A 17,371-nucleotide genomic window follows, 5' to 3' on the forward strand; every position below is an offset into this window, starting at 1 on the left:
ATGGGTTAAAAATAGCTTTATTTTTAATTGCAATGTTTGAATTATAAATTTTTCTTATAAATCTGACCAAAATCATTCATTCCTCTAATTATTGTCATGTATAAACAATTGATATTCAATCACCTTTGTTAAAGATAAATTGTTTAGATATGAAAAAGATAGTTGGTTTATTGGTTTTGATTTTGCTTTGGGGATGTAAGAAAGATGATGTTCCCGCAAAATTAGACCTGAATGGTGTTTTTGTTGGGAAAGTAACGGGTTGGGCTCAGCCAATTGCCATTAATGGTACTGCCACTTGGACAGTTGTGCATACTGGCAACGAAATAACTGCCAGTATTGTCTATAATTCAGATGTAGTGGGGTTCAATATTCCAAAATATAAAGGAACAATCGTGAATGACACTACCTTAGTTGGAGGGTTTATTGAGATACCTGCTCCGAGTATTGTTAATGGTAAAATCAGCAAAGACGGGAATCATATTACTTGTGCTACTGCTTCCAATGACCCTTCTATCAATTATGTGCGGGTCGCTTTTGATTTGACGAGGAGATAAAAAATAAAAAGTGATATTTACTTCTCAACCACCAACTCCACTCGCCTATTTTTGCTACGGGTGAGTTCGTTGGCATTACTGGCAATGGGTAGTGTGCTTCCAAAGCCTTTGGTTTTGATTCTGTTTGGAGAAATACCTTTTTCTACTAAATACTTTTTGATAGTTTCGGCTCGGTCTTTTGATAATTTGAGGTTGAGGTCAAAATCGCCTTGATTATCGGTATGGCCTTGTAGTTCGATTTTTATTGCAGGGTTTTGAGTCAGAAAATCATAAACTTTTTCCAGTTCGGGTGTTGATTCGGGGAGCAAAATGGGTAAACTTTGTACGAAATACAGATTTTTCAAAACACCCAAAGGCGAGCTTGAATTTTCATTAGAATTATCGGTAAAAGCCTTAAACAGATTCTGAGCCGTTGGGGCATCAATAAAAAAATCATAAAGTTTTATCATAGCTACGGTTCCCGAAGTGGTGGTGCGTCCTGAGTCGGCAAAGAAAGTTACTTGGGCATTTTTATCCATCTCCATTTGGTTGTCGGAGTCCACAAAATCGAAGCGTATTTTTCCATCAATAAAGATATTTACTTTCTTGGTTTGCTGGTTGCGAGTCGTCACCAAATGCACGTATTTTCCTTGTTTATTGGCCAAGTCATCGCCCAAAATTTGGTTATAGAGCAGCATACTGCCATCGTCGTATTTGAAATACATTTCGATTCCGTACGAACCAGTAATGAAATTCTCGATTTTGGTATTATCAAAAACTAAGCCCGAATTGAGCGGAAATCGGTACACCAGCCGCTTCGTTTTACCAAATTTTTCCACAACTTCTTCTTCAAATTTACCTTTTGTTCCCATAACATTGAGCGGTGGAAATTTGCCCGTAAATTCCTTAAATTCTTTATCAAAATAATAAAGTGCTTGTTTTTGTGCAGATAGATGCAGAGAAATGAAGAAAAGAAACAGAACGCTTACAGATTTCATGTTGATGTAGAAAAGAATGTTGTCAATGGCTTTATTGAAACGGCACTATTATTTTACACTAACCTTAATAAATTTCTTGCCAAAAAATACAAAAATGCTCGTGCAGATAAATAAAACAATAAAGAAGATGCTGCTCAAAGCTTGGTTGTAGTAAATAATAGCTACTAAGCAAAGCACAGAAAGCATGAGAGCAATAAATGGGAAAACAGGATAAAAAGGAGCTTTGTAAGGCCGAATAAGATTTGGTTCTTTTTTACGAAGAATAAACAAACTAATCATACTCATGATATACATCACGATTGCACCCAGCACCGACATAATAATAATTTGGTCGGTTTTGCCCGAAAAAATGGCTAAAAACCCCACCAGTCCGCCAATGATTAAGGCCCAGTGTGGAGTTTGATAGCGGCGATTGACTTTCGCCAAAAAATCAGGCAGATAGCCACCCCGAGCCAAAGCGTAGATTTGTCGAGAATACCCGATGGTATTTCCATGAAAGGAAGCGATGAGTCCAAAAAGTCCTAAGCTTGTAAAAATCTTCGACCAAGCATTTCCTGCACCAAGTGCCATAGCCAGTGTTTCGGGTAGCGGGTGGTCGATTTCGCTTAGCAGACGCCAGTCACCAACGCCTCCGCTCAAAATCATGATTCCGATAGAAAGAATAACAAGCGTCAAAATGGCCGAAATATAGCCTTTAGGAATGGTTTTATGTGGATTTTCTACTTCTTCGGCAAGCATCGCCACGCCCTCGATAGCCACAAAGAACCAAATCGCAAATGGAATACCCGCAAAAACTCCATTGGCAGTAATGCTTGAGTTAGCCAAGAAGTTTTCGGTTTTAAACGCAGGGAAAATAAGCAACATAAACACCAAAATCTCTGCAACCGAAAGGGTAGTGACAAGCAGCGAAAAATTGGCTGATTCTTTCATGCCAAACAAATTGATTGCGATAAAAACTATGTAAGCAATAATTGCTGTTGTGAGTACAGGAATGGCAGGGTTCAGAAAGTTGGCGTAACTACCCAAGGCCATTGCAATGGCTGGTGGAGCCAAAACGAAGTCAACCAACGTAGCAAAGCCGGCTACAAAACCTCCAACTGGGCCTATCGCTCGAAAAGCATACGCAAATGGCCCACCTGCTTCTGGAATTGAAGTTGTAAGTTCGGTATAAGAGAAAATAAAGGTTAGATAAAGAACCGTAACTAAAAGCACAGATACCAAAAAGCCCGTAGTACCTGCCACGCCCCAACCGTAGTTCCAGCCAAAGTATTGTCCAGAAATCACCATTCCGACGGCAATTGCCCAAAGTTGGGTTGTTCCTAAAACTTTTTTGAGGCCAACTTTGCTGTCGTCAGGCGGTTCTATCATTGCTTAAAGTTTGATTTATAAGTAGCGAAATTAATAAAATTCTTAGGTTTTGAATGTTTTTTTATAGTTTTGTTTCGACAAAACAATCGCATCGGCAATGGCCTACCGATTTCTCTGTTGTATTTTTAAATACTTTCAAATCTATTATCGAAACAAGTAAGAATCTTGTTCTACTGGCGATGCTTCATCTACTTTATAATTTTTCAATACACGCTTATTCGTTTATAATCAGCATCGTAGCTCCGTTTAACTCCAAAGCAAAGTTTTGGATGGAGGGTAGGAAGAATATTTTTGAACGGCTTGGTTCGACTTCGCTCACCAACCATGATTCGGATTCAATCACTAACCTTGGTTCGGCTTCGCTCAGCAACCCGTTTACCGAGCGAAGTCGAGGTACGCTTGCTTGGTTTCATTGTGCTTCTTTAGGTGAATTTGAGCAAGGAAGACCAGTCATTGAAGCGTTTCGAGCGAAATATCCAGCCTATAAAATCTTGGTGACATTCTTTTCGCCATCGGGATATGAAATTAGAAAAAATTATGCGGGTGCTGACTACATATTTTATCTGCCAGCCGATACTCCTGCAAATGCTCGAAAGTTTATAGAAATCGTAAAGCCGTCGATTGTATTTTTTGTGAAGTATGAATTTTGGCGAAATTATCTGAACGAACTCGAAAGAAAGCAAATTCCAGTGATTTCATTTTCGGCCATTTTCCGCCCTAATCAGCTATTTTTTAAGCCTTATGGTGGGTTTTACAGAGAAGTACTGACAAAGTTTAGACATATTTTAGTTCAGAATCAAGAATCATTCGATTTGCTGAAAAGTATTAATATTCAGCCAATTACACTCGCTGGCGATACCCGTTTCGACCGTGTGAAACAAATTGTAGATGCCAAAAAAGATATTCCGATTGCTGCCCAATTCAAGGCAAATCGACAAGTATTTATGGTAGGTTCGGCTTGGCAAACCGATATGGAAGTTTTGATTCCGTTGATGAACTCATTTAACGTCGACAGGGTTTCGAACCCTGCCGACGTTAGAGTTACGGACGAAATAGCTTTCGTAATCGCCCCGCACGAAATCCATCGAGAGGAAATAAACGCTTGGCAAAAGCAAATTGAGTTGAAAAGTATTTGTTTTTCGGAAGTAAAACCCGATACGAAACTAACAGATTATCAAGTACTTATCATTGATAATATCGGAATGCTTTCATCGCTTTATCAATACGCCGACTTTGCGTTTATTGGCGGCTCATTTGGCAAAGGACTGCACAATATCTTGGAAGCTGCCACTTTCGGAATGCCTATTTTTTTTGGCAATAAAGCTTATCATAAATTCCAAGAAGCAGTCGATTTAGTCAAACAAGGGGGAGCTTTTGCCGTTTCTTCAACCAATGATTTGGGCGAAATATTGAAAAACTTACGCTCAAACGAAGCAAAAAAGAAGGAAACGGATAAAATTTCGCAGAATTATGTTTTACAGAATATCGGTGCTACCGAAAAAGTGATGTCGGTTGTAGCATCAATTCTTAACAATTAAATAAACCCCAGCGACAATTAGCAGTCCGCCCGCAATTCTCCAAGCGTTGATTTGGTGCAATTTGAAGCCTAAAAGCCCATAATGGTCAAGTAGCATGGCAGTTATGAGTTGCCCTGCCACAATCAAACAAATCATATTTGCCGAGCCAATTTTTTGTACGCTTAAAATAACAGTCGTTACAAAAAAAGCCCCTAAAACTCCACCCGTTAATTTCCACCACTCCAACGATTTTAAGGTTGCCATTGTCGGCACTGATTCTTTGAAAAAAGGCGTAATCAATATCAAAGCAACTAAACCCGATGCAAACGAAATGATGGCCGCATAAATTGGATTATTGATAGACCTCCGCAGCTCGGCATTTACGCCCGACTGCGTGCTGTTAGTAACGCCACATAAAAAAGCAAGAATGTAGTAGATGATGCTCATGGCTAATTAGTTTGTTTCATAGCGTAGGGTTCGCAGGCCCTACGCTATGAAAAGCGTTTGTATGAGGTTATGAAACGATTATTTTTATATAATAACCTTGCCAAGCATAGTGATATATAGCTTGATACCTTCTTCAATTTCATCAAGAAAAATAAATTCGTCGGCCGTGTGCGAGCGAGCCGAATCGCCAGGCCCCATTTTCAGAGATGGACAATCAAGCAAAGCTTGGTCAGAAGTCGTTGGCGAGCCATAAGTATTTCGTCCCATCGAAATTCCAGCTTGCACAATCGGATGTTCTTTCGGAATACTCGACGGACGCAAACGAATTGAGCGAGGAACAACTTCACTTTCGATGTTTTTCTTCACAACATCCGTAATTTCTTCCAAAGTATATTGCTCTGTTACTCGAATATCGACCGTAAACTTGCAAGTATCAGGCACAACATTGTGCTGCGAACCAGCATTTATCATCGTTACGCTCATCTTGATTGGTCCGAGGTTTTCAGAAACTTTAGGGAATCTATAATTCTGAAACCAAGCAATATCTTTCACGGCTTTGTAAAGTGCATTTTCGCCTTCATCACGGGCAGCATGCCCCGATTTTCCATGAGCAATACAATCCAAAACTAATAAGCCTTTTTCGGCAACTGCTAAATGCATTTGGGTTGGTTCGCCTACAATCGCAAATTCAATTTCGGGTAATTCTGGTACAACCATTTCAAGACCTTCTCGTCCCGAAATTTCCTCTTCGGCAGTCGCCGCCATAATGACGTTATATTTTAAGTCATTTCTATAATAAAAATAACAGAAAGTTGCAATCAACGAAACCAAACAGCCACCCGCATCATTGCTGCCGAGGCCGTAAAGTTTACCTTCTTTCACCAATGGATTCAACGGATTGAGTGTCCAAGAAGGGTTGGGCTTTACGGTATCGTGGTGAGAATTTAATAAAACCGTTGGCTTAGAAGCATCGAAAAACTTATTTCTCGCCCAAATATTATTCTTTTTTCTACGATACGGAATATTTCTTTCACGAAAAAACTCTTCGATAATCGCTGCCGTTTCGTCTTCTTGTTTGCTGAAAGATTCGGTTTGAATTAAATCTTTCAGAAGCTCGATGGCATCTTTAGTAAGTGTTTCAACTAATTCTGAATTTTGAAGCATAGAGTTCAATAATGAATGATTGATTGAGCGAATGAGTGAATAAAGAAAGTTTACTCTCTTCTAAATTGCTCAAATAATATGATTTTTATTGTTGACCGCCAACTGTTGACCGTGGACTTACAGAATTATCTGTGTTCCTCGTGTACCTTCGGCAACGGCTTGTTTTAGTTCATCGGCATGGCAAATCGTTACTTTCGCAACGCCTCTTTGCAATGCCGCAAAGGCATTATCAAGTTTCGGAATCATACCAGCATTGATTACCCCCGAAGCCTTATAATCGGCATAAATGCTTGGCGTGAGCTGCGGAATTACCGAGTCGTCGTCATCTGGGTTTGAAAGTACACCTTTTTTCTCGAAACAATAAATTAGATTTACTTCATACTGCTCAGCCATCGCTACTGCCACCGATGAAGCTTGTGTATCGGCATTCGTATTGAGCATATTCCCTTCTTTATCAAACGTCAGCGGAGCAAAGATTGGCGTTAGTTCATTCTTTAAAAAATTATCTATCAATGGTGCATTTACTTTTTCTACATCGCCCACGTAGCCATAGTCAATGTCTTTTACGGCACGTTTTTTTGCCAAAATTACGCCACCATCTGCTCCTGTAAGACCAAGAGCATTGCAACCGAGGGCTTGTAATTGTGCCACAATTTGCTTATTTACGAGTCCGCCATAAACCATCGTTACTACTTCGAGCATTGGCAAATCGGTAATTCTGCGGCCGTCAACCATTTTGGTTTCCACATCAAGTTTTACGGCAATTTTTGTGGCTACTTTTCCTCCACCGTGAATCAAAATTTTTGAGCCTTCGAGAGCGGCAAAATCTTCGAGGAATTGTTTACATGAGCGAGGATTATCAATTACATTTCCTCCGATTTTGATGATGTTTAATTTCATATATCCAGATTAAGGAAGTCTTCGCTCGAAGCGAATGTCGCCCAGCGAAGACTTCCTTGAAAATTATAGGCTTTTATCTATATTTGTAAACTTTAATAATACAAAATTACAAAATGAAAATCGAAACTCTTGCGATTCACGCAGGAAATCATGGCGACCCAACCACTGGAGCAGTTGTTCCTCCTTTGATTCTTTCTACGACCTTTGAGCGTGCCGCCGATGGAAGCATAGTTGAAGGTCGAGATATTTATACCCGTGCCTCGAATCCTAACCGACGAGCCTTAGAAGAAAAACTGGCTGCCCTCGAAGGTGGGAGCGAAGCCATTGCTTTTGCATCTGGGCAAGCCGCTACGATGAGTGTTTTTCATTCGTTGGGTGGGAATAGCCACGTCATTTTGCCCGATGATATTTATTATAATACAAAAGTTATCATTGATAATCTCTATGCCAATTTCGGACTTACTTGCACTGCCGTTGATATGACTGATTTAAGTGCAATCAAGCGAGCGATTAAGAAAAACACAAAACTGATTTGGGTAGAAACACCGTCGAATCCGAGTTTGAAAATCACCGATATTCAAGCGGTTGTGAAAATTGCTAAAGCAAAAAATATCATGGTAGCCTGCGATAATACTTGGGCAACGCCATTTTTTACTCGACCTTTTGAGTTGGGTGTTGACGTAGTGATGCACTCAACTACTAAATATTTTGGTGGGCATTCTGATATTTTGGGTGGATGTGTAATTTTACCGGCCGACTCATCGCAAAGCGATTTAGCGAATAAAATTCGTACTTTCCAAACCGTCGGTGGAGCTGTACCTTCGCCGTTTGATTGTTGGTTATTGAGCCGAAGTTTATCTACTTATGCCGTTAGAATGCCTGTTCATGCTCAAAATGCCATGAAATTGGCCACTTTTTTAGAAGCCCAACCGCAAATCGAAAAAGTAAATTATCCTGGGCTGAAATCGAACGAATACCATAAGGTGGCTAAAAAGCAAATGACTAATGGATATGGAGGCATGATGTCGATTTTAGTGAAAGGTGGGCAAAATGAATCAATGGCGTTAGCATCGAAACTCAAAATATTCAAACACGCTACGAGTTTAGGTGGAGTAGAAAGTTTAATCGAACACCGTTATTCTGTAGAAGGTATTCATTCAACGAGTCCCGAAAACTTATTGCGTATTTCGGTTGGTATCGAAAATATTGATGATTTGATAGCTGATTTCGAGCAAGCCTTTCAATAATTACCTAATCATAGGTTAAATAAATATCAAACTTATTCGTTTAATTCGCAGTTTATTCATCATCAAAGCATCGTTGTCCCAAAATATGCTTTTTCTCAAAAACAAAACTTATGCTAATGAAAAAAATCCTTTTTTCGATTTTAATTTCCTCGTTTCTTCTTCAAACAAACGCCCAAGAACTAAAAACTAAACTTAATTGGTTTAACCTTGATTTTGAGAAAGATGGTGTTCGTGGAATGAGTGTGGAGCGTGCCTATAATGAGCTGCTGAAAGATAAAAAATCTAAGCCAGTAGTTGTGGCAATTATTGATGGTGGAACTGATGTAAACCATGAAGATTTGAAAGATAAACTTTGGGTAAATACCAAAGAAATTGCTGGAAATGGCAAAGATGACGACAAAAATGGTTTCGTTGATGATATTAATGGCTGGGATTTTTTGGGTGGAAAAGATGGGACTGATGTGCATCATGAACAACTCGAAATGACCAGAATTTTGAAGCAATTGAAAGATAAATTTGGCGATAAGCCATCGAAGAAATTGATTCGTAAAAACAAAGCCGATTACGAATTATTACAAACTTTGCAAAAAGAGTATGACGAGAAAAAAGCCGAAAATGAGCAATATGCTCCATTTTATAAGCAGCTTTATACTAATTATGTAGAGTCGGAGAAGATTTTGAAAGATTATCTGAAAGTTGATAACCTTACTCAAGCAGCTATCAAAGGCATTGACGAAAGTCAAGCTGACCGCAAGGTAAGAGCAGCTAAGAAAACCCTCGAAAAATTTATTGAACTGGGGGCCACAGGAGCCGATATTAAAGAAGCAGCTGAGCATTTTGAAAGCGAATTGAAGTATAACTATAATCTCGATTTTGATGCTCGTAAAGTAGTAGGTGATAATCCGAAAAAACTCGAATACGGAGAATACGGCAATAACGAAGTTACTGGGCCAGATGCTATGCACGGCTCGCACGTAGCGGGTATTGTTGGAGCAAATCGCAACAATAATTTAGGTATCATGGGTGTGTGCAATGATGTGCAATTAATGGTTGTGCGTACGGTGCCTGATGGCGATGAGCGTGATAAAGACGTAGCCAATGCTATTCGTTATGCCGCCGATAACGGTGCTGAAATTATCAATATGAGTTTTGGTAAAAAATATTCTCCAGAGAAAAAATGGGTTGATGATGCCGTAAAATATGCACAATCTAAAGGAGTTTTGATGATTGCAGCGGCTGGAAATGACAATACAGATATGGATGCAGACCCTCAGTTTCCGAATGATACTTATGAAAATGGTAGTGTAGCCGAAAACTGGATTTCGGTAGGTGCTTTATCTTGGAAACCAGACGTTGATGCCGTGGCTACATTCAGTAATTATGGCAAGAAAAATGTGGATGTTTTTGCTCCAGGTGTTGATATTTACTCGACAGTTCCAGGCTCAAAATATGAAGAAAAAAGTGGAACAAGTATGGCTTCGCCAGCAACGGCGGGTGTAGCTGCTTTATTGAAATCTTACTTCCCTAACCTTACAGCAGCTCAAATCAAGAAAATCATTTTAGAATCATCGGTGAAAGTGCCAGATTTGAGAGTTAAAAAACCTGGTGGAGACGAAATCGTGAAGTTTGAAGATTTATCAGCTACGGGAGGAATCGTAAACGCTTACAATGCCGTGAAAATGGCGATGGAAATGAAATGATAGACTAAAGTTAGTAGTCGATAGCAAGAAAGCTCTTTTGACAATCAAAAGAGCTTTCTATTTTTTTAAACTATGCTATCAATGTTCCAACTAATTTTTCTCTTTTATCAGGATTATTCTTAGTGTTTTCAGCTACACTACTTAGAAGCGAAATAGAAACTTTATTATCATCAAAAATTACTGTCAATTTATCGCCGTGAATCTGGTCAACAAACTTAAAGTTTATCTGTAATGTATTGTCATTAAGCCAAGTGGCAGTGCTGGCAATTCGTGAAGGAATCACAATAGGATTTGCCGAGAAAGGATTTTTCTGTTTAGCAGGATTTACTTTCCACTTTTCCCAACCGAAACCAATTTTTTCTATTCCTTTACCAAAATTCAAGCGTAAAACCCCCGCATCAGCAAATAATCCAAAGCCCACTTGCGTGATACCGAAAGCATTTTTATCTACATTAAAAATCTTATCGCTGTATTTACTCATCAATGACGATTTTATAGAGCCTTTCGGAACACTCAAAGAAAGCTCGCTAAGTTCTTTTTTCAAAGCACTTAACTCAGCAGGATTTTCGGCTAAAGAGGTATTTTTAATAGCGGGTAAAATTGTTTGGTAGGCTGTATCCATTGACTTTTGTAGATTCCAACTTTCTGAAGTCATTACCAAAACTGCATCTTGTTCGGGCATTACCATGCAAAATTGGCCATAAGCACCATCGCCACGATAAAATCCTGGTTTGCAACGCCAAAACTGATAACCGTATCCCTGCGACCAATCGTTATCGCCAGCCTGCGAAGTTGTCTGTTTGCTTGTGGCTGTTTCTACCCAACTCTCGGGCAAGAGTTGCTTGCCTTTCCATTTACCTTTTAGCAGATAAAATTGACCAAACTTTGCAATATCTTCGGTACTTACACGTAAGCCATAGCCTGCCGTATTCAGACCCTGCGGAGATTTCTCCCAGTCGTAGCCTGTGATATTTAACGGAGCAAACAAACGTGGTTGTAAATATTCTTCAAGTGTTTGCCCAGTTACTTTATGTAAAACTGCACCGAGCATATAGGTTGCCCCTGTATTGTACATAAAAAATGTACTTGGTTCATGTTCGACAGGTTTTTCGAGGAATGATTTTACCCAACTTTGCTCAGGTTTTGCACGAATATCGGGCATCGAATCGGTGTGATGCCCTGTGTTCATCGTTAGTAAATGCTTGATTTTCATAGCCTTCAAATTTTCGCTGGGCGATGTTGGTGTTTCGTCAGGGAAAAATTTGATTACTTGGTCTTCGACCGAAACTTTACCTTCATTCACCAAAAAACCAATGGCTGTACTCGTAAAACTTTTGGAGAGCGAATAAAGCGTATGCTTATTTTGGGCGGCAAAAGGTTTCCACCAACCCTCGGCTACCACATTGCCGTGTCGGAGCAGCATGAAACTGTGCCATTCGAGGCCAGATTCTTTGATAGCCTTCAAGAAATTACGGATACCTTCAGAAGAGATTCCTTGAGATTCGGGGCTTTTTCGTGGTAGGCCTTGCGGTGTTTCGGCGAAAGAATAAAAAGGAGGTAAAATACTCAAACCAATAGAGCCAAGCCCCGTGGTTTTAATAAAATCTCGGCGAGTAGTTGTCATTTTTAGAGAAAGATTGAATAAATAGTATTTTAGTCGATAGACAATAGTCCACAGACAACAGATTTTTCATAAATCTAACTTTTTTTCTCTATAATAAAGAATAAGAAGCTAAATCTATCGACTTTTAAGAAAAAACTATCGTCCATCGACTATGGACAATCGACTGAAAAAACTATTTTACCGCCTTCAAGCTCAAATCTAAACTTTTGGCCGAGTGTGTCAGATAGCCCATCGAGACGTAATCTACGCCGCAGTCGGCATATTCTCTTACGTTTTTAGGTGAAATATTGCCCGAAGCTTCGAGCGGAAAACGACCATCAACAATTTTGATGGCTTCACGGATATTTTCGTAACTAAAATTATCGAGCATAATACGCACCACTCCGCCAATTTCGAGGGCTTCTTGGAGTTCGGTAAGGTTACGTACTTCGATTTCAATCGGTAAATCTTTTCCAGTAGATTTTAGGTATTGGTGGGCTGCATTAAGGGCATTTTTGATACCCCCAGAGTAATCAACGTGGTTATCTTTTATCAAAATCATATCAAAAAGTCCAAAACGATGATTGACACCTCCACCAATTTGCACGCCCCATTTTTCAATCATTCTGAAACACGGTGTTGTCTTACGAGTATCCAACACTTTCGTTTTTGTGCCTTCGAGCAGTTTTACCACTTGTTTGGTTGTGGTCGCAATTCCGCTCATGCGTTGCATACAATTCAGTACCAAACGTTCGGCGGTTAGAATTGAGCGGTCACGGCCTTCTACATAAAACGCAATATCACCGTATTTGATTGGCTTACCATCTTTAATAAGCACTTGCACTTTTAGGTCTTTATCTATAATCTTAAAAATCATTTTGGCCAACTCTACACCTGCCAAAATTCCTTCATCTTTTACCAAAAGTTTAGCTTTGCCAATGGCATCGACTGGTACAGTTGAAAGCGAAGTATGGTCGCCATCGCCAACGTCTTCGGCAAGGGCTGCTTTTATAAATTTCGTTATTGCTCTTTTATCTAATTTCATTTTTTTCAATCTGATAAATTTTGTGGAATATTATTGAGAAGAACGTCCAACTTGGACGTTCCTACGAATTTATTTGATTTTGGATTGCATATAATCTGCTTTCTCCAATTATTCTCAAACCTTCCAAAGTTAATTCTCGATTTACCTCAACAAATTCATCTTTCAATGTCGAAATAATCGAAGAAAGGCCGCCCGTAGCAATGGCAATGCAATCGCCACCGAGTTCGGCCCTTACTTTCTGAATCATATTTTTTACTAAGCCTTCGTATCCCCATAAAATACCCGACTGAATGGCATGAACAGAGTTTTTGCCAAGCACCGAAGTCGGCAATTCGAGCGGAACTTCGGGCAATTGTGCCGTATTTGAAAACAAGGCTTTTACTGCCGTGCGTAAACCTGGGGCAATCGAAACGCCAAGTACTTTTCCTTCGGCCGAAACGACTGTGAAAGTAAGTGCCGTTCCGAAATCAACCACTACGCAGTTTCTGCCATATTTAGTATAAGCCGCCACCGCATTTGCTACCAAATCGCTACCGATTTCATCGGGATTATCTATCGAAACCGTCAAAGTCGGGAAAATATACGCATTGACAACAATGGGGTCTAAGCCAAATAAGTTTTGAATCAACGATTTGAAAACAGGTGTGAGCGGAGGCACAACGCTACTCAAAACCACCTTTGTAATATCGGCAAAGCGAAGATTATTTTCAAGAAAATACTGACGAAAACGATATTCAAAATATACGTAGTTTTCATCTTTCAGTGATTTTATCCTAAAGTTATGAAGTAGGTTTTCTCCATCGAAAATCCCGAAAGTGGCATCAGTATTGCCAACGTCAATAACCAGTAAATGTGCTGAGTTTTTTGTCAATGTTAGTTTTTTTATGGTCAAAGTTTGCTAAATCTTCTTAATTTTTCAAATTTTATTTCAAAAACAAGTTTTTAGTGTCATTCCGACGCTTCAAGAAAACAAAGCCATTTTCTTCTTTAATCAGCTCCAAATTTGGGTGATTTCTGTACTCTTCATAGCGGTCAAATTTTGTTACAAAAAACACAGGTTTGTCAACTTTTCCGTTTAGAAGCCAATCTTCGTAAGCCTCACCTTTCTCGGCCGAAACCTTTGAAACTGGTTTCTGAAAATAAAACAAATGAGCATAACTTTTAAAGCCTAACACATGAATATACACATCTTGTCCACGTTTCGACTCGTAGAAGTCAATCGCCGCACCTTGTGTATAACGTTCGATTTTTGGCACTACAATCGCTCCGAACAAGAACAAACAAACCGCAGTTGCTAACGAAAGTGTATAAATGAAAGCCTTTTTGCTTTGTTTGCGTAGAAAAGCTACGGCAAAAACAATGACAGCAAAATAAACAATACCGATAAACATTTCGTAAATGTGCCAGTCAACCACCGCTTCGAGATTTTTTACAGCAAAAGGGTCTTTAATGAATGGAATAATCTCCTGCGTGTGCATTCCTACATAAGGCACGGCTGCTAAAACCAACGATAGGATAAAGCCAATCGAAAGAATCCCAAAACTCACCCACTTGTTCCAAGTAGCACGTTCATTGAGCCAATCGTAAAGAAATTTAGCTGCCAAAAACGACACAGGAAAATACGACATCGACGAATAATGCACAATCTTGGTCGTGACGATACTAAACAAAATCATAACCACCCAAAAAGTAGTTTTCATCCACGGGACAAAGGCTGTCAGTTCGGTAAATGCACTATCAATTTTTGCGTGACTATAAGTAAAAGCTCGAATCGCAAAGATTGAAATCGGAAAACAGCCAATCAACACAACCACAAAATGATAATAGAAAGGTTGTCCGTGGCCTGCGTCGGGCGTACTGAAAAGTCGGATTTGATAAGTAATGAATTCGTTGATAAACCAAAACCCGTTGTTGATTAGCTCATTGGCAAACCAAATAGAGGCCACAAGTAGGCAACTTATTCCAAAAATTAGTATTTCTTTCCATTTTACAGACTGCTTGAATTTGGTAGAAACAATGTAAAAAAATACTGTTAAGGCCCAAATAAGCCCTCCAACGGGCCCTTTTGTAAGAATTGCCAGCCCAATGAATACTCCAGCCAAAAGCGTATTTGGCATAGATTTCTTTGGCTCAATTTTTGCTCTGAAAAAGAAGTAAATGCCTAAGAAAATGCACAGATTAAAGGTAGGGTCAATGATACCAGATTTGAAATAAAGGTGCGGCGTAAAAGCTCCCAAGTACATCAAAGCCCAGATAAATCCGAATGTATTGTCTTTGAGTTTTTTACCAATTAAAAACAATATCAACAAAGTAAGAACCCCAACACAGGCATTCGGAAAGCGTGCTGCAAACTCATTAATACCAAAAATGTGCATTGCTGCGGTTTGCATCCAAAAGAATAGTGGAGGTTTTTCCCAGAAAGGTTTAAAATCAATTTGTACACGACTATAATTACCCGTAAGAATCATTTCTCGGGCCGATTCGGCAAAGTTTATTTCATCCCAATCAAAAAGATGGACCCCTCCCAGAAATGGAAAATAAAAACAGATACCTAAAAGAATAATGTAAAGTATTTTTGAAGATGTTTTGGTCATATAAGGTTTATTAATTGTCGATTAAAGCGTCTAAAGCAAAATACCACTCGATAAAAAAACATTATTTAGATAATAACTAAAGTCAATTTTGTGTATCTATGTTCCCTTATTCAGAACTCTGGTTTTAGCTTTTTACTCATTTAAAGTAATTTTTAAATTATTGATATAAAAGAACGATAAATTGAGAAAAAATATCGTAATTTGTGTTAAATAATAGTTTTATAAGAAATCAAACATTTAGTAGTGCATAGAGAAATAGAAAATATTTTAAGGAAACTCTACGAAACACTGGAGCGTTTTTATCCTGATGATGTAAAGATAGATGATAAAAAGTATCTTGAAAAATCAGGACTCATCAACTTACTAAATAATCAGCAAGGAAACCTAACATTTTTAATCGATGTTAAACAACTCAGAATAGTTCAAGTTAGTGGGAGTGTACTCAAATATACGGGTTATAGCCCAGCTGAGTTTGCGGATAATACACTATTAAAATTTATGACGATGTTTGCTCCCGAACATCGGTCATTTATGAATACCTTTGTTTCGTGGATTCTTAATATCGAAAAGGTTTTACCAGTTGAATATAAATCTCGACAGTTTATAAGTGCGTGGGGAATGAAGCTCTTCAATAAAGCTGGGCATGGTATGCGTTGGTATCTGAACATCATTCCGATTGAGTTTAACGACCAAAAGAATCCTACTTTAATCATGATGTCTATCCAAGAGGTAGCTCATCTTGTTAAGGGCGATACTTATTGTATTAGAGGGGCTTTTGGCAACGAAGACAAGAAAATTTTCGTATATTATTCTAATGAAGAAAAGACGATAGACAATGATATAATCTCTGACAGAGAAAGAGAGGTGCTTCAGCACATTTCGCAGGGTTTTGATACGAAGCGTATCGCTACCGAAATGAAGATTAGCCCTAATACAGTTGATAATCATCGCCGAAATATGCTGGCCAGAACTGGTATGCGAGATACGACCGCTCTTATCCAATTATGTCGGATGGTTGGGATTTTATGAGTTCAAATAATTAGTACTTAAATACGATAAAATTAGAATATTGGTATTAAAGATATTAAAAGTGAATAAATCTTATATTTTTTTTAAATCTATAAGTATTGTAAGTAGTTGATTATAAGTGCGTTGAAATAATTAATGGGTTGCTTAGTCAGACTGACTATTGTCATAACCGTAAATTTTGGAGAAATCGCACACTAAACTAAGAAATTCACTTTTTTAGTCACAGCAAAAGTTGTTTTGGGTTCATCGGGGGACATTTTATGCCCCCTTTGCCTTTTCTAACGACTATCAACATATATATATCTAAAAAGACGCATCATGCGTCTTTTTTATTTTCTTCTAAAAAAGATGACTAATAATGGCTTTAGGGCAAGAGAAGGGTATTAAATGAAAGCCACCAAACTCATTGAGTTTGATGGCAAAACAATCTTTGTGTGGATTTATAACGCCCACAAAATTGAGAATACTTTTCCGAAATAAAAATTGACCTAAGTCAATAAATGCAAGGCAATGCTATTTAGGCATCACGTTCGGCTCGTTTGGAGCGAACCCTGCTGAGGGTTTCGGGTCTGATATTGAGGTATGATGCTATGTATTTTTGAGGAACACGATTAACCAAAGTAGGGAAGGTTTCTTCGAACCAAGCTAGTTTTTCTTCCGAACTACGATACCTGATTAAGAGCAAAAATTTTTCGTATTCGGTTAAGGTTTGCTCAGTTACAAGCCTGCCTATACGCTCCATCTGAGGTACTTTTTCGTAAATAATTTGTAAGTCTTGCTTGGTTATATAAAGCAGTTTTACTTTTTCGATGGCTCTTATGCCCATTTCAGTAGGTACTTCGTTGATAAAACTGACCGTCGAATACACAAAACTGCCTTCGGGCATTAGCCAATGGGTATTGGTTTGGTCTTCTTCTTGGTACGAAAATTCTTGCAAAACACCTTCTTCTACAAAATATAATTTATCGTTTATTTCTCCCATATCCAGCAGAATAGTGTCTTTTTCGTAAGAAACGGGCTTGAAGTACTGACTTAGAATTTGTAAATCTTTTTCGGTGAATGTAGCAAATTGTTGTAATCCTAAGAGCATTGGGTGGTCTAAACTCAGCATAGTTGTTCTATCTTCTTCATAGGTTGTAAGAGGTGCAAAGAAACGCAATAGCCCAATAAGTTCAAAATAATTTTACATCGAACTTATTGGGCTACTATTGTCTTTCTGTGAAGAT

At 38.7% G+C, this 17,371-nt stretch carries 15 protein-coding genes; 5 read left to right on the forward strand and 10 right to left on the reverse strand.

The genetic code is table 11. From position 1 onward, the window contains the following. Positions 1-149: 149 nt before the first annotated feature. Entirely contained in the window at positions 150-554 is a 405-nt protein-coding gene (locus tag IEX65_RS08300) for a hypothetical protein (protein ID WP_188765578.1), read from the forward strand. Between the two features lie 17 nt (positions 555-571). On the opposite strand, the gene IEX65_RS08305 is transcribed toward IEX65_RS08300, so the two are convergent. Both IEX65_RS08305 and eat read right to left on the reverse strand, forming a co-directional pair. Further along, positions 572-1,531: an OmpA family protein gene (locus IEX65_RS08305; protein ID WP_188765579.1), complete on the reverse strand. Its 960-nt coding sequence runs from the start codon at positions 1,529-1,531 to the stop codon at positions 572-574. A 48-nt stretch (positions 1,532-1,579) separates the two neighbouring features. Then, complete coding sequence (gene eat, locus IEX65_RS08310) at positions 1,580-2,899, reverse strand: ethanolamine permease (RefSeq protein ID WP_188765580.1); 1,320 nt, start codon at positions 2,897-2,899, stop codon at positions 1,580-1,582. Between the two features lie 179 nt (positions 2,900-3,078). Between eat and IEX65_RS08315 the strand changes: the two genes are divergently transcribed. Further along, positions 3,079-4,437 (forward strand): 3-deoxy-D-manno-octulosonic acid transferase, encoded by a 1,359-nt coding sequence (locus IEX65_RS08315; RefSeq protein WP_188765581.1) that lies wholly within the window; start codon positions 3,079-3,081, stop codon positions 4,435-4,437. On the opposite strand, the gene IEX65_RS08320 is transcribed toward IEX65_RS08315, so the two are convergent. The 3 genes from IEX65_RS08320 to argB form a co-directional block, all read right to left on the reverse strand. Next, a complete protein-coding gene (locus IEX65_RS08320) occupies positions 4,420-4,863 on the reverse strand; it encodes a DMT family transporter (RefSeq protein ID WP_188765582.1) in 444 nt (147 codons plus the stop codon). The genes IEX65_RS08315 and IEX65_RS08320 overlap by 18 nt on opposite strands. Before the next feature lie 84 nt (positions 4,864-4,947). Continuing rightward, a complete protein-coding gene (locus tag IEX65_RS08325; protein WP_188765583.1) occupies positions 4,948-6,027 on the reverse strand; it encodes a M20 family metallo-hydrolase in 1,080 nt (359 codons plus the stop codon). Between the two features lie 117 nt (positions 6,028-6,144). Further along, positions 6,145-6,927, reverse strand: coding sequence for an acetylglutamate kinase (argB, locus tag IEX65_RS08330; RefSeq protein ID WP_188765584.1), 783 nt, complete (start codon positions 6,925-6,927; stop codon positions 6,145-6,147). A 113-nt stretch (positions 6,928-7,040) separates the two neighbouring features. Between argB and IEX65_RS08335 the strand changes: the two genes are divergently transcribed. Together IEX65_RS08335 and IEX65_RS08340 are read left to right on the forward strand one after the other, a co-directional pair. Continuing rightward, positions 7,041-8,174: a trans-sulfuration enzyme family protein gene (locus IEX65_RS08335; RefSeq protein ID WP_188765585.1), complete on the forward strand. Its 1,134-nt coding sequence runs from the start codon at positions 7,041-7,043 to the stop codon at positions 8,172-8,174. Positions 8,175-8,290: 116 nt separating this feature from the next. Then, on the forward strand, positions 8,291-9,874 hold the full coding sequence (locus IEX65_RS08340) for a S8 family peptidase (RefSeq protein WP_188765586.1): 1,584 nt from the start codon (positions 8,291-8,293) through the stop codon (positions 9,872-9,874). A 70-nt stretch (positions 9,875-9,944) separates the two neighbouring features. Here IEX65_RS08340 and IEX65_RS08345 read toward each other — a convergent pair whose 3' ends face one another. The 4 genes from IEX65_RS08345 to IEX65_RS08360 form a co-directional block, all read right to left on the reverse strand. Next, positions 9,945-11,498 (reverse strand): serine hydrolase domain-containing protein, encoded by a 1,554-nt coding sequence (locus tag IEX65_RS08345; protein ID WP_188765587.1) that lies wholly within the window; start codon positions 11,496-11,498, stop codon positions 9,945-9,947. A gap of 172 nt (positions 11,499-11,670) precedes the next feature. Continuing rightward, positions 11,671-12,522 carry a carboxylating nicotinate-nucleotide diphosphorylase gene (nadC, locus tag IEX65_RS08350; RefSeq protein ID WP_188765588.1) on the reverse strand — a complete coding sequence of 284 codons (852 nt, stop codon included), beginning with the start codon at positions 12,520-12,522 and terminating at the stop codon, positions 11,671-11,673. A 61-nt stretch (positions 12,523-12,583) separates the two neighbouring features. Beyond that, positions 12,584-13,393, reverse strand: coding sequence for a type III pantothenate kinase (locus IEX65_RS08355; RefSeq protein WP_188765589.1), 810 nt, complete (start codon positions 13,391-13,393; stop codon positions 12,584-12,586). A 52-nt stretch (positions 13,394-13,445) separates the two neighbouring features. Then, a complete protein-coding gene (locus IEX65_RS08360; protein ID WP_188765590.1) occupies positions 13,446-15,116 on the reverse strand; it encodes an ArnT family glycosyltransferase in 1,671 nt (556 codons plus the stop codon). 243 nt (positions 15,117-15,359) lie between these two features. Here IEX65_RS08360 and IEX65_RS08365 point away from each other — a divergent pair, with 243 nt between their 5' ends. Then, a complete protein-coding gene (locus IEX65_RS08365) occupies positions 15,360-16,145 on the forward strand; it encodes a response regulator transcription factor (RefSeq protein ID WP_188765591.1) in 786 nt (261 codons plus the stop codon). A gap of 517 nt (positions 16,146-16,662) precedes the next feature. On the opposite strand, the gene IEX65_RS08370 is transcribed toward IEX65_RS08365, so the two are convergent. Further along, the gene (locus tag IEX65_RS08370; protein WP_188765592.1) at positions 16,663-17,304 is read right to left on the reverse strand and encodes a Crp/Fnr family transcriptional regulator; all 642 of its coding nucleotides are present in this window, start codon (positions 17,302-17,304) and stop codon (positions 16,663-16,665) included. Between the last annotated feature and the right edge of the window lie 67 nt (positions 17,305-17,371).

Origin of the sequence: Emticicia aquatilis (genome assembly GCF_014644295.1) — a bacterium.
Taxonomy (GTDB): Bacteria; Bacteroidota; Bacteroidia; order Cytophagales; family Spirosomataceae; genus Emticicia; species Emticicia aquatilis.